Here is a 13982-nt window from a genome sequence, read left to right on the forward strand (position 1 = left end):
ACGATGGCAACTCTACGCTATCGTGCCGCAGGTTGATGCCGTCTAGCAGGCTCGCCGGCGCGGATGGCTGGCGGGTACTGGTCCAGGATACGTTGAAGCTCTCTCGCGACTTCCGGCCTTTCGTGTGCTACGTTTCGCGACTCGGCCGGATCGTCTTGATAATCGTAAAGCTCCAGTTCGACGGCGCCCCCTCGATGGCCTCGCCATTCGACCAATCGATACCGTTCGGTTCGAATCGCACGTCCCAACTTGTCTTTGGGAAAAACATGGTACGCATGATCGCGGATCCTCGTGGAAGGATCTCGAAGGACGGGCACCAAGCTCAATCCATCGATCGACTGCGGTCCTGCGGGACGAGGCAACCCAGCCAATTCCGCCAACGTTGGATACAAATCCACGCTCTGAGCTAATTGCCCCGTGGTCCCCCCGGGTGCAATCGAGGGACCGCAAATCAACATCGGAATGCGGTTAGCTTGCTCGTAATTGGTGTGTTTGGTCCAGATACCATGGTCTCCTAAGTGGAATCCATGATCGCTCCAGAATACGACGATCGTATTCTGCCCGAGCTCCAATCGATCGAATTCCTCCATCACCCGTCCTAGCTGTGCATCCATGTAGCTCGTGCTGGCGTAGTATCCATGCACCAAACTCCGTTGCAATTCCTCAGGAAAGGGCGCAACCGGTCCCGTCGGAACCGGCTCGTAGGCAGCGATCTCACCACCGCGTTTTCCAGCAACTTTCGGTGCATCTTTTGGTTCAAGATGATCTGTCGCAATGGGTAGGGAATCGGGGTCGTACAAATCCCAATACTTTTTCGGTGCAGAGAATGGTAAATGAGGTCGAACGAAGCCTGCGATCAAGAAAAAAGGTGTCCCCGTTTTTTTGCGACGGTCATCGGCTTCCTGTAGTTTCTGCACCACACCCTTTGCGATTCGACCATCGGCGTAGGCATCATCGGGCACATCCGGGGACTCCCAGGCCGCGCCGCGGGGTAGCGACGGAATTCGGTCGAGCGATTGGTTGGTAAAGAGGGCTTCTTCTCGCGTCAATCGCCCACCATCGGTACTAGCAGGATCGAGGTACTCAATCACTTTGTCTTTCGTCAATCCGTGGGGAAACGAGTCTGGATCCCCTTCATTGCCATGCCCTACGTGAAAGACTTTCCCGAGCCCCTCCACATGGTAACCGTGTGAAGCAAAAAATTGCGGTAGCGTCACCGCGTCAGGCAATCGCTCCCGCAGCCTGCTTCCCAATCCATACAATCCCGTTGACGTCGAATGGGATCCGAGCATAAGCGTAAACCGGGACGGAGCACAAACCGCTTGATTGCAATAAGCCCGCTCGAAGATCATCCCGCGGGCGGCAAGTCGATCGATATTCGGTGTTTTGGCAAACGGATCGCCATAACATCCCAAAATGGGCTTGAGATCGTCGACCAAAATCATCAGTACGTTCAGACGATCGCCGGTCTCACCCCAACAGTGCATGGCCAACATGGACCATGCGAAAAACGCCGAAAGGAACGGGTGAAACGCTTTTCCACTGCAGCCATTTCGCATCACTTGGCTACCTCGCTGCGCGGCGACCGCAACCCAGCGGTATTGATCGCGACCACTTGATAGTAATATTCCTCTCCCAAGAGTGCTGACGCGTCCACATAACGCATCATTGCCAGTGGCTGCACCGGAGTATCGCTGTACGAGTTGCCTTGAAAGAGGGGACGGCCAAAGGGGTTGTTCGGCATCTCGGGCACGCGCGCGATAGCTTTCCCGTCCCGGATGATCACAAATTGAGTTAGCCCACTCTCCAAATCAGCATCGCATTCCCATTCGATTTGGTTGCCGGTTACCTTCACGTTTCTCGGAGTGGGTGGCGGAGACTTGTCTTCGATCGATGTGTCGACCATGTACTGCATCCATCGGCTGGCGACCGCTTCGTTGGGAAGCCAGTTCGAGGTTTTGAGTTCCCCTTGAAAGCTCGCTGCAGGCATTGCCTCTACGCGAGTAGGGTTCAATGGATCGAAGAGGGCCACCCAAGCTGCATCGATTGGCATCGGCCGCAAGGGAGCTCCCGCTTCACGAGGAAGTCGATTCTCCACGCAAGCGTCCAGCCATGCGATCGCGAGATACCGTTGATTGCCGCACTCGTGGCTGGTTTTCGGGTCGATCGACAGGCTGGCCAATCCCCCCCGCCCTCGCAACGCCACAAAGAATGATTCCACGCCTCCCCACACCCGAGCGAATCGACCTTCTTTATCGGTGACACCTTCTTTCGTGCCCAGATTGCACATGATGGGCACGGCTTTGACCTCATCGTGTAGCTCCCAGGAAGCAGGCTTGTCTCCTTCGGGGCGAATCGGAGGGACCCCCGAACGCAACCAAGCTGCCACAACGCGATCGGGATGGAGAATGGACATACCCCCGGCCCAATGTCCTCCTCCGCTGTGCCCCCAGAGTGCCCAAGGTATCGAGCCGAGTTCGGGATGGCCGGTCAAGGCACCGAGATCTATTAACGCTTTTTGAAAGGCGGCATCGGAACCGTTGCGGGGGTCGCACCAGAGTTTGCAGTCCGCTGATTCTGGTTGCTCGTAAACAGGGCTCAACAGAGCGCAATCATGTTTCTTTGCCAAGGCTTGCCAATGAAGGTCCATCGCCCCGGTTTGCCCCGATTTGCAAGAGCCTTCGCCACATCCGTGCTGATGCACCACGACACCTCGCAAACGCTTCACCCCTTCGGGAATCCACAGGGTGAAATTGGAGGCGAATTGGAGTCCCCCCTCGATCTCACTCTTTTCGTAGCGAACACGATAGAGGGGCGGAGTGATTTCAGGGGGCTGGTCGTAGGGCGCTTCTTGGCCGATCCCAACTGGAGTCCACTCGACCAAGACGAAACCAAGGAGTGCTAAAAGATAGGAACCAATGCGCATGGCGAGAGTCACCTGGGAGGGAGCAGAGGAATTGGGAAGGAACGACAGCCTACAGTGGTACAGCCGAGACGTCATCGACTAGAATAGACGAAGGTGTTGGCCCTCGACACCTCCCCGTCCATGAAAAGTCCTACCGCAACCTCTCCTTGCCGCCATGAAACACCCAAGCTCCGCGTTCGGTCTTCTGCACCCTAAGCGATTCTCAATCCTTGGGGCGATGGGATTTTTCTTCAGCGTAGGGATTGCGATGTCAGCCCTGGCATCCGATCGATCGTCTCAACCGCCTCCTCCGACGATCGCCCCCGAATCACGCATCGAGTTTGAGAACCATGTCCAACCGATTCTCGCCAGGTATGGATGCAATATGGGAGCATGTCACGGTGCATTGGCCGGCAAAGGGGGATTCCGTTTGTCCCTGCGGGGGTACGATCCCGTCACCGACCACTTGAACATCACCCGCCAAGATCGGGGACGCCGAATCGATCTCTTGCAACCCGAAGCATCGCTCCTTCTGGCTAAACCGAGCGGGTACATCGAACACAAAGGTGGAGTGCGACTCCCCTCCGATTCCGAGGACTATCGCATCCTTGCCAAATGGATTGCACATGGTGCAAAAGGGCCAGATGCCAGCGCTCCTTCTTTGGTCCGAATCGAGGTCTTACCCGAACAATCGACTTTGGCCGTTCAGCAAACCCATAACTTGACGGTACGAGCGCATTACAACAACGGCCGAATCGACGATGTAACGCGATGGGCCAAGTTCACTTCGACCGACGAATCCATAGCGACCGTCGATGAACATGGCCAGATCCAAGTGCTCGGACCCGGGGAAGGTGCCGTAGCGGTTTGGTTCTCCAGCAAGATCGCTTCGGCGCGCATTCGAGTTCCTTTTGCCCCTCCCCTAACCCAGGCTCCTGCCTCAATCGCTGACGCATCGGAATCCCCGATCGACCAGCTTGTTCGTGCCCAGTTGGCTTCGTTGGGAATCGACGCGTCACCCTTGTGCAGCGATAGCGAATTCCTTCGACGCTCGTCACTGGACGCGACCGGTACCCTTCCTACCGAGGAGCAAGTGCGCGCGTTTCTGGCGGATAGCGCCCCCGATAAGCGTGCGAAATGGATCGAGCAATTGCTCGCAAGCCCCGCGTTTGTTGACTACTGGACCTACCGTTGGAGCGATCTTTTGACTCTCAATAGCAACCTACTGCGAGCCGATGGGATCAAAGCGTATTACCAATGGATTCGAGGGCATGTCGAACGCAATACCCCGTGGGATCAGTTCGCACGCGAGATCGTCACAGCGCGAGGCGAAGCGCTCGAGAACGGAGCGACGAATTTTTACGCCATCAATCAAGACCCCGAAAGCATGACCGAGAACATATGCCAAGCGTTCATGGGACTCTCGATCGGCTGTGCTAAGTGCCATAATCACCCGCTTGAAAAGTGGACGAATGACCAGTATTACGCCATGGCCAATATGTTTGCGCGCGTCCGAGCGAAGGGCTGGGGAGGGGAGGTTCGCGATGGCGACGCCCAGCGTACCCTGCTCGTACTCGATCGCGGTGATTTGATTCAGCCTCTTCGGGGTAAGCCGCAGCCGCCCGCTCCTTTGGATGGTGAACCTTTAGACATCCACTCTCCGGACGACCGTCGTATCGCGTTGGCAGATTGGCTTACCTCCCCGCAGAACCCTTACTTCACTCGATCCATCGTAAACCGCGTTTGGGCAGCTTACTTCGGGATCGGCATCGTGAATCCGGTCGATGATATGCGGGCCAGCAATCCGGCGAGCAATCCCGCGTTGATGGACCACCTGTGCGAAGAGCTCGTGGCATCGAAATACGATTTGAAGCAACTCATGCGAAGCATTCTCAATTCGCAAACGTATCAACGGAGCAGTGTCACAACGGAGTTAAACCAAGCCGATCGCAAGTACTTCTCTCACTATTATCCACGCCGGCTTATGGCCGAAGTCATTCATGATGCGATCGTCGATGTCACGGCTGTCCCGACGACCTTCGACAAAGTTGCCTTCTTAGGAGGAGACAAGCGTGCCACCAAGTTTTATGCGAAAGGGACGAAGGCGATTCAGTTGTTCGACTCCAGCGTCGATAGCGATTTTCTGAAGACGTTCGGCAGGAATCAAAGACGCATCACCTGCGAATGCGAACGAAGCGATGAGCCAAGCATCATTCAAGTACTCAATCTCAACAATGGCGATACCGTCAACAACAAGCTGGCAGCATCCGGTAGCATTGTCGATCAGTTGCTCAAGTCGCACTCCGAAGATCCCGACAAACTCGTCGAAGCCGCCTACATCCGTTGTTTGTCGCGCCTCCCCACGGAATCAGAAACCAAGGCCTTTCGCGAGGAACTGCAAACCGCCGCCGGGGATGAGAAACGTATCGTCGTGGAAGACATTCTCTGGAGTCTATTGAGCTCCCGCGAATTCCTCTTCAACCACTAAAACCCGCCCTCCAAAGGCCGGTCGTCTTAACGATCGGTCCAACATCCTCGGTGAGCCGAAACTCCTGGGTCCCCTTGCTCAGCCCCGCCCTCCGCTCAAGCAATCCAGCTGACCGCCAAGCTCAATGCTATCCCCACCCGAGCGCCCTCACTGGTCATTCGCTGAGGAAGCTCGTAAGGCTTCGCATTACGCGAGAGTGGTACCATCGCCGTAGATCCCCCCGCGGAGGTACTCAACAACCTCACGGTCTTCTTTCCGCTCAGCTCACCCGTAGCGGAAACATAGTACGTTTCAGTGAATGAATCGATCGATCCTTCGATCGGCTCAAGATTCTCCAGATGGAACGAAGCCCCATGCTCCCCATCGGAATAGGCTCGAAACACCATCACATCTTCATAGAGCAATGGACCGGATAGTAGGGCAGTCGACGGAGACGTCTCCTTTTGAAGCACATAGACCGAACGAGTTTCGAGCGACGTCTCACTGAGTAGATTCCCTACCACCTTGGCGTTGCCATCTGGCTCCACTAATAGTGCGGTCTCCTCATTTACCCCTAAACCTCGGACGGAATCGGCGGTCACCAAATTATCGGCATCCATCCTGGCCATAAACGTGAGCAAGCGTCCCATCCGATCTCGCCCCCGAAAGTGAGAATCGGTGATCGTGCTCTCCAGCAATCTAAGGATCGAAGGCACGCCAGACAGAGATGAGTCGTGGATGGATAAAAACCCGTTTGCAGATGGTGTATCCAACGTGATCCTTTTGTCGTAGGGATTGAGCAACGCTTCGTTGGAGGTAATCGATTTTCCTGTCAAAGCCGTAAAGTCAATATCGCCGAGAACTGCCAAGCCCGCGCGGGTCCCTGCAATGGGGACATTGCGCCCCAATGCCGAGTAGATGGCATCTTCCACGGGGGTTTCATTCCAGAAGTTCACGTAGTCCGCTTGATCGCCTCCCGCAATGAAAATCGCTTCGGCCTGATCGATAATGGACTTTACCTCCGGAGAATTGGCGGCCGCCAAATTGGGAATCAACAAGGTGGCAACGGAGTTCGCCGTTGGAACCAAGTTCTGGATATACGAGTTATAAGCCTCGGTTCCTGTTGCTCGAAGAACCAAGATGTCCCCTCCACTTGAACCGCTATTGGCTCTCCCTCCCAGCCACTGGAACAAAGCGTCTACGTCGGTGCTCCCTCCCATCAAACCGAGGCCGCTCGAAGGGAGCGCCGAGGTATCATCCGCCGTAGTCCCCACACGCCAATACGTATACGGGGGCTTCGGGCCACCCCCCTTTCCCTGTTTGGCCATAGCCAGCGACGACTCGCTCTCCCCTTCCATCGACCCGGAAAAGCCGCTCTGAGCGTTCAGGAAGGCGACGACGCTTTCGAAATCACGACCGTTGAAAGCGCCGTCCCGATTGACGTCCAGAGGCTCGCGATACCGCGTCGCTTGCTGAAGCTGATTCGCAACCATCAACGCATCGAGATATTCGATGGCCCCGCTGCGGTTCACGTCCAAGGGAGCAGGCTCCAAAGCCTCGGCAACACCGAAGGCCAAATCGCTCGCCATCAATTGGCGATACTCAAATTTCTCCACAGACAACGTGCGATTTCGATGTGTCACGTTCATCATCCACTCGTATTAAAAGGAACCCTTGGCCTAAGGAATGGCTCTCATCATTGGACCAGTCCGTGTCTCTCCATACGGAACCATCTATCCCTACGGTTCCGGTCCTATCCCCCCTCTCCACGACACTGGGCGGATCGTTACAGGGCGGATCGCTACTCACCCGTGTCCTGGTCGGCCGTGACCCTTTTCATTCGCTCACTCCGACTCAGTTCAAGTGGCTGGCGGAGCGATGTTTCGGATCGAACCGATCGACCCATTTCGACACAACGGCGTACGCGGGATTGCGTACAAGCTCTTCAAGAACCGCACGCGATCCTGCGGCGCAAATTGGGATCGAAGTGTGGAGTAGACAGAAGCTAGGATGCGGCATGGAGCGGGGGACCTACTGGAACGCCTCAATCTAAAGGTTCCCTGCAAATTTTGCCCGCACCCGCGCAAGGAATTTTCGGAACCTATGCCGCATCGGCTCTTGTGATCCCATGTCTCGCGCGTCCTCGGTCCGGTTCCCAATCGTCGTGTGCGTCTCCTAGTGCAGACCGACTCAAAATTTGTTCACCAGAATGCAGCTTTATCCACCCCGATGCCTAGGATGGAGGGTTAGCAAGTATTGACGTCCGCTATCACCCGCCGCCGTTTTAGGTCCTACCCAGGGGGAGTCAGGAAATGTCAGCCGACTGGTTCTTTATGAAGAAGGGATTCTTAGGAAGTAAAAAAATAGGCCCCATCGCCGAGTCCGATTTTCTGCATCGCATTGAAAAGGGAGAGATTTCTCCGGAGACCATGGTCTCCAGCACCAGCAAAACGCATGGACACTGGGTGCATCTTCGCGAGATCCGCGCTGGGGTCAAATTCTGGAATAAAACCCATCCAAAAGCGACCGTCACGTCCGACCCACCGAGTTCATCCCATCCAGAAGCACCGCCGAGATCTCAGTAGCCGGTGAATTTTCTGATCCCCGCTGCATCCCTCGCGGCGGAATGGGCGTGGCGAAGGTCCCCCTCGTTCGATTACGGGTGGGAAATCTCCCGATCGCCCGCCCTCTAGCGGACTATTGCGGCTTCCGCGATTCGGAGTAGGAACTTACCATTAGCGATGTCTTGGCACGCTTGGTGAGGGAGTTACGGGTGACGAACACAGGAAACGTGGATCGACGGGACGAGGACCTGGTCCATGTCCTTGGATACTTAAATTTTTCTTCCGGCAAATCCGACCCCAAATCGCTCGCCGCGCTCAATCGTCTTTATAGCTTGGCGGTCGCAGGGGCACCGGAGCAGTTCAAGCCGTTCACGGGGCTACCACCTTGGATGACGATCCAGCAGTGGCTGCAGGACCGTTTGGTTGCTTTGCGAACCGAGAAAGAGATTTTTCGCGAGAGCGATCAAGCGAACCAAGTGCTGCAAATTGTCTGGCTGCACTTGCTCCCAGAGTATTTGGATTTCCACAGCGATTTGCTGTTCCACCAAGAGCCCGAAGGGTTGTTCAACGGGTTGTTTTTGGGCCGTGCCATCGAAGCGGTTTTGCAGCAGGGAGCTCCCTGGGCCGATATCGATCGGATTGTTTCCGGCGCGATCGATGCATTGAACGATTACGTCGGCTATCGGCCGGTCGCGGTCTTGGAAGGCCGTCGCTTGGAACCCTATCCGCACGAATGGTTGAGACCGATTCCACTTTATATTCGGGATGTGGGAGTCGCCTTCGGGCCGTACTACGAAATCATTTCGCGCGCATTAGCGATCTTAAAGAAAACGTCGCCACAGATACTTCGCGATGCACAATTCGATCCCGATCATCTCGACGAATTGGCGTTGGATCCGCGTGCCTATGACTTCGACCATCCGGTCAACAAGCGGCCGAATTACTATTTTGGTCAGTGGGATCCACATCTCATGGATGGGGACGCCAATTACCGACGATTTGTGCTTCAGCAAGTCACCGTGGATGCTCTGTTGGCCAGGGTGATGCAGGAAAAAGAGTTGCCTCGCGACCAGCTGCTGACCGAGGCGGCCGCCGTTTTGGCCGGCACGATGCTTATGGCTTCGGGAATTTCCGGAGGGAGCGCCAACGCGTTTTCCTCTAGCACGACGCTGATTCAGCTGCTCGGTCACATCGCGAATTACCGCGATCATTTCTACACCGAATTTTTAGAATCGGTCACTGGCCCTCATTTGGAACGACTCCGAGCCGAAGCGGCCATTCGCCGTCAACCGTTGGGAGGAGCGCGTCAGCAGCTCAACACGAATTTGGCCAGATTGAGGGCATCGCAGCTGGAGCATGTCCAGCTAGCCCGCATCTTTGCGCGGATGGGGAGTGCGAACGCAGCCAAAGAGGAGTCGGATGATGTTCAGGTCCCATCGGCTCGCATCTTGTGTCGAATCGATTGTCTGTTGACGATAGGAAACCAGTTGCTGCGGCGGGGCGAGTTTCAAAATGCAGCGGAGATTCCGGACCAGATTTTCGATTGGATCGAACGTGGAATCCAATGCGGGGCGTTGGTGGATCCTTGGAATATCCTCGGCTTTTCCGGGAACTTCCCCCGGTTTGTCGGGACCGATTCGACTGTATCGGACGAACGGGTTGAGGAGCTGGTCCAAATCATGGAGCAGCTCTTCGGTTTCATGTCCCGGTTGTGGCGCGAGGGTTCCGCGACGGATGAGCAGGAGATGTGCACGCGTACCGAGCAGCGATTCCGCACCATTGCGAATTGGTGGCGCAAATATGCGGCTCATCAAGTTGGCGATGTGTCGGCGACAGATCCGCAGGATGCGCTTGAGAGTTCGCAGTTGGTGTCGCGAGCATTGCGTCTCTGGCACCAAGGAGGCGCGAGTGCAGGGGATATTCGTTTTTGGGCACCCCACGCGGAACTATTCGATAGCCCGAAAGCCTATGCATTGGTCATCGAAGCCTTGTTGGATCGCAAGGACTTTATTGGAGCCATGGCCTTGCTGGTGCATTGGCTCAGCCAAGCAAGCAGGGTCGGTCTTCAAAGCGGAAATACGTCCTACTCCGATCTTGCGCGAACATGGCTGGAGCAGCTCATGGAGTCGCAGCACTCCGAAGCAGCGATAGATGCTCCCCAAGTCGAAACATTCGATGAATCCAAATGGCCGACGATCGAAAAGTTCTTCGATTACTTAGAAGCCAACGGCGAGTCGTACTGGGGCGTTCCCGATTTTCGATTGGCTGAAAAGACCAACAAGAAGCGGCCCAAGAAGGACCAGGATTTATTAGCAGCCGGACGAGAGGACGAAGAATCGGACGACGATACAACGCCTTCCCTCTACGGTGCCGCTTACGAAGGGGTTACGTACGAAGACAGCACGGACGATGGTGTCGAAGGCCCCATATTTGAGCAGGACGAAGGAACCTCCGAGGAGCTGATCGCAGAGTCGAAGCGATTGGGAGAGCATCTCACTTTTCTTGTTGCGTTAGCTCAGATGTGGAAGCTCGTATCCCAATCCCTGCAAACGCTTCAGTCGCAGCGAGACGAAGATTGCAAAACCAAAGCGCAGATCGTCCAGGCCTTGCAAAGGTGGAGCGAGCATTGCCTGGCAAATCGGGACGGATTGATCCGATTGCTGGATGAAGTCCAGTCGTACTCCATCGCTCGAGGAGGTACCGACACGGATTCGATGGCGCGTTACGATCGCAAACGCGTAGTCAAAGAGTCTTTGATGGAGAGGATTCTGGCGACGGCAGTAGAGACCGCCGATGCCAGTCGGTTGTTGATCGGAGCGGTTCTCGCATTAACCGACAATAAAGAGAGTATTGCCTCGCTGCTCGGCAATGCACCACGCGATGAATTGCTGACGGTCGAGCTGTTTGGCAATTTGATGGCGGGCAGGCGAAGCCGGGTGGAGGATGTATTCCCGGACTTCATTTCTGTCCTCCGTGATCAGAAGTTGCTGTATGTTTCGCTGGCCCGGGGTGGGGATCCTCGTGAGATTTTGATTGCCCGCGTACGCCGTCGCGCCTTGAGCCACTTGCTGACGTGGCTTCCGCGACAAGGTCTCTTCTACCAGGCTTGCCGATTGGTCGACACGGCACGGCACATGGAACATAGCAATCCGGTCGGTCATGGTGCCGTGACCGAATTCGATGACTTGTTCCAGATCGCGTTCAAGTCGATGGTACGATGCTTGGTCCGAAACGCGTACCATTGGCAATCAGATCCGAAAACCAACGTCGTCCGTGAAAAAAGGGCAGGAAAAGGTTCGACCGGAAAAAAAACAAAACTGGAATCGCTCGAGCTCGATGCGTTGGTGGATACGAATCCTCCGGAACCCGATCAAGAACTCTTAGTACCCTTGCTCGAGCAGCTTACGGAAATCCTGCTGAGCAGTTGGCTATCCCACTCTCGGACCTTGCGATTGAGTGTGCTCGAGACCATCGACGGCTCTGGGTCTTGGAAACAGCTCTGCACCTTCATCCAAAAGTACGGTAAGGGACTGTTCACCCAAGGCTTTTTGAAACTTTCCAACGTTCGTGCCATTCTCCATCAAGGGGTCGGGCAGTACCTGGGGCATGCCCTGGAGAATCGCGACAGTGAAGAGCTGGCTCCGCTCCTCGATGCGTTGGAGTCGGGGGAAATCAACATCGAGGAAGCCCAGAGATGGCTGTCGGTCGTATTCGAAGCGATCATCGATCACTATGCAGAATACAAAGACTACAACAGCACCACGACGCAATCCGATCGCGGTGAAATGCTCTACATGCTTCTGGATTTTCTGAGACTACGCGTTCGCTACGACCGGGTTTGTTGGAACCTAAAACCGGTGTTTTGGGCGCACGAAGTTCTCGTGCACGCTGGCTGTCAAAGTTCGGCTCAACAGTGGCGCAGGGCGCTTGCGGAACGGGTTGCCCCCGAGTCGGATCAGTATTTGGAACGGCTCCAAAAGCTGCAAGAAGCCTTTGCGATGAAAATGCCGACTGTCGCAGATCGATTGAACGAACGGTTTGTAAAGCCGATGACGATCGATCGGATGCGCGCGTTGATACGACCCGCCATCCGGCAACTGCGTGCCAGTGACAACGAAGAAAGCCGCGCGTTCGATTTGCTCGTTAAAGAAGCGCACTTGATGATGCGCGAGCCGACGGGTGTTGGGTTAGACGTACCGGCTTGGTTGCTCATGCTCGAAGAAGAAGTCGATCGAGTCCTGCAAAACAACCGAGTCTATCCTCAGGTGCAGCGACTTGAAAAATCAGTACCCGCCGTGGTGATCCCTCATTCGCAGATCCTCGCCCAGCTCAATGCAGTGATGGCGCACAATCGCACCCTTCGCGGACCGCACTAGACTGCCGATTTCCCGTTCAGAAGCAACCTTCCCGATCCCATCGAAGTTTCAGGAAAGAGTCGGAATCCATTCAAAACAAAGGCATCCAAACACAGTTGCTAATCGTCCAGTGTTGAGACTTCTCCACCTCGACCGGAGAGGTGCGACACCCAAGCGTTCTGGTCAATACTTTGGCTCGTGAATCGGGCCGAGCCAACGCAGAGACTCAGGGCAACTCCACCCGTAGGGCGACTTCGCGCCGCGATCTGATACTCGGTATTTCCCGCGACTTGCACGCAAGGAGTGTCTCGGTAAGCCGAGCTAGCCACATTCATGGTTTTGGGCAAGCATCGACGAACTTGATCCGGGCTCTCAGATTTCGGTGTGAGGATGGACATGGAACCAGGGCTTCCTTCGTTATTGAGAAAGTCGCCTCGATTGTCATTCACAGTCACAGCCCCGACGATGATGATCCCCGAGAAACACGCAGTCTGCGTACTTTCGCTAGTCGCTCCTGTCGGAGTATTCGACATCTTTTACACAGTCCGCAACCCTCGATTTGCGAGCGATTGAGTTCGGAATACTTTTCCTAAGTATCACGTTCCGCGCGGTTTGCGATGTTTCTTGTTGCGAGGCGTGATTTCGATTGTTGGCAAGCTCATCAGATGGGGTACCTTCACGGGTCGCAATGCTCGCTCGAGCGAAGCAGTTCGAATCCCCATCTCTCAAATACGGTCTACATGATTACGTCGCCAATTCATGATGAAAACGAGTCGCAGCTTGTTGACGCGAAGCACGAAAGCGGCTTGAACGTCGCGGTAACGGTCGTCGATGCTGTTGATATCGGTCTCGAGTCCTCGACGGCAGAGGATTCCCATGCGGAGTCGCCAGTTCTCGATGAACAATCCCAAGCGGTAACTGCTCCGTTCGTTGGCCAATGGAACAAATTGGTCAGCCAAACGAACTGGGAGAAGGGACGCATCATCGCGGAATGGCGAGAGGCCTTGGTCGTCTCCGGTGCACCAACTAGTTCCTATAGCGATGAGACTTGGAGCAAGCAGGTTGGTGGTGTTACGAGTCAGCATGTCGGGCGATTGCGTCGCGTTCACGAGCGTTTCGGGGCCGCGCAAGGCTCTTACAGTGGCTTGTATTGGAGCCACTTTCTAGCCGCATTGGATTGGGATGATGCGGAGCTTTGGCTGGAAGGAGCGGTTCGAAGCGAATGGAGCGTTTCTCAGATGCGCAAGATGCGATGGGAGACAGCCGGTTCCGATCCCAAGCACGCGCCCAAAGATGAAGAGTTGATCACGTCGGAAGTGGACGGAGATTACGATCAGTTGGTCGAAGAGCCCGAGGTTGAATCAGACCGGGAGGCTGACGATAAGATCAGCGCTTCAGGACCGCTCGCAGAAGGTCCCGATTTTGGCGAGGAAGACCTTGGTTCTGACAGCGAGGCAGGCGTCGGCGTTCAAAGCGAAGATGTCGCTTGGTCGGATGCGGATAACGAAAGCGATATGGGGAACCCCTTTGCGAGCCTGCCCGATTTGCCGCCGGACGTAGCCGATGCGTTGGAACAGTTCAAGCTCTGCATCGTTCGACATCGAGCCAGCCAATGGTCGGACATGTCTCAAAAGACAATGCACGATGTCCTCGGCGCGTTGCAGCAATTCACCATGCGTTAAAGACGTTGG

8 protein-coding genes are annotated in these 13982 nt (G+C 55.4%); 4 read left to right on the top strand and 4 right to left on the bottom strand.

The window, feature by feature from the left end; all coding sequences use genetic code 11:
- Window positions 1-17 precede the first annotated feature (17 nt).
- Together VN12_RS08905 and VN12_RS08910 are read right to left on the bottom strand one after the other, a co-directional pair.
- Entirely contained in the window at window positions 18-1559 is a 1542-nt protein-coding gene (locus VN12_RS08905; RefSeq protein WP_240491368.1) for a sulfatase, read from the bottom strand.
- Window positions 1559-2926: an alpha/beta hydrolase family protein gene (locus VN12_RS08910; protein WP_205855236.1), complete on the bottom strand. Its 1368-nt coding sequence runs from the start codon at window positions 2924-2926 to the stop codon at window positions 1559-1561. The genes VN12_RS08905 and VN12_RS08910 overlap by 1 nt, the downstream gene beginning before the upstream one ends.
- Before the next feature lie 154 nt (window positions 2927-3080).
- Here VN12_RS08910 and VN12_RS08915 point away from each other — a divergent pair, with 154 nt between their 5' ends.
- Window positions 3081-5393, top strand: coding sequence for a DUF1549 and DUF1553 domain-containing protein (locus VN12_RS08915; RefSeq protein WP_146676493.1), 2313 nt, complete (start codon window positions 3081-3083; stop codon window positions 5391-5393).
- A gap of 95 nt (window positions 5394-5488) precedes the next feature.
- Here VN12_RS08915 and VN12_RS08920 read toward each other — a convergent pair whose 3' ends face one another.
- Complete coding sequence (locus VN12_RS08920; RefSeq protein WP_168164304.1) at window positions 5489-7015, bottom strand: dockerin type I domain-containing protein; 1527 nt, start codon at window positions 7013-7015, stop codon at window positions 5489-5491.
- Between the two features lie 669 nt (window positions 7016-7684).
- On the opposite strand from VN12_RS08920, the gene VN12_RS08925 reads away from it, so the two are divergent.
- Both VN12_RS08925 and VN12_RS08930 read left to right on the top strand, forming a co-directional pair.
- A complete protein-coding gene (locus VN12_RS08925) occupies window positions 7685-7957 on the top strand; it encodes a DUF4339 domain-containing protein (protein WP_146676495.1) in 273 nt (90 codons plus the stop codon).
- Window positions 7958-8145: 188 nt separating this feature from the next.
- Window positions 8146-12312: a hypothetical protein gene (locus tag VN12_RS08930; protein ID WP_146676496.1), complete on the top strand. Its 4167-nt coding sequence runs from the start codon at window positions 8146-8148 to the stop codon at window positions 12310-12312.
- A gap of 98 nt (window positions 12313-12410) precedes the next feature.
- Here VN12_RS08930 and VN12_RS08935 read toward each other — a convergent pair whose 3' ends face one another.
- Window positions 12411-12824 (bottom strand): hypothetical protein, encoded by a 414-nt coding sequence (locus VN12_RS08935; protein ID WP_146676497.1) that lies wholly within the window; start codon window positions 12822-12824, stop codon window positions 12411-12413.
- A gap of 207 nt (window positions 12825-13031) precedes the next feature.
- Between VN12_RS08935 and VN12_RS08940 the strand changes: the two genes are divergently transcribed.
- Window positions 13032-13973 (top strand): hypothetical protein, encoded by a 942-nt coding sequence (locus VN12_RS08940; protein WP_146676498.1) that lies wholly within the window; start codon window positions 13032-13034, stop codon window positions 13971-13973.
- Window positions 13974-13982: the final 9 nt, after the last annotated feature.

It is taken from the genome of Pirellula sp. SH-Sr6A (assembly GCF_001610875.1).
Taxonomy (GTDB): domain Bacteria; phylum Planctomycetota; class Planctomycetia; order Pirellulales; family Pirellulaceae; genus JBKCUI01.

Coding starts and splice junctions, on each gene's coding strand:
- VN12_RS08935 (WP_146676497.1), bottom strand. CDS start 12,824: ATGTCGAATACTCCGACAGGAGCGACTAGCGAAAGTACGCAGACTGCG.
- VN12_RS08925 (WP_146676495.1), top strand. CDS start 7,685: ATGTCAGCCGACTGGTTCTTTATGAAGAAGGGATTCTTAGGAAGTAAA.
- VN12_RS08905 (WP_240491368.1), bottom strand. CDS start 1,559: ATGCGAAATGGCTGCAGTGGAAAAGCGTTTCACCCGTTCCTTTCGGCG.
- VN12_RS08915 (WP_146676493.1), top strand. CDS start 3,081: ATGAAACACCCAAGCTCCGCGTTCGGTCTTCTGCACCCTAAGCGATTC.
- VN12_RS08910 (WP_205855236.1), bottom strand. CDS start 2,926: ATGCGCATTGGTTCCTATCTTTTAGCACTCCTTGGTTTCGTCTTGGTC.
- VN12_RS08940 (WP_146676498.1), top strand. CDS start 13,032: ATGATTACGTCGCCAATTCATGATGAAAACGAGTCGCAGCTTGTTGAC.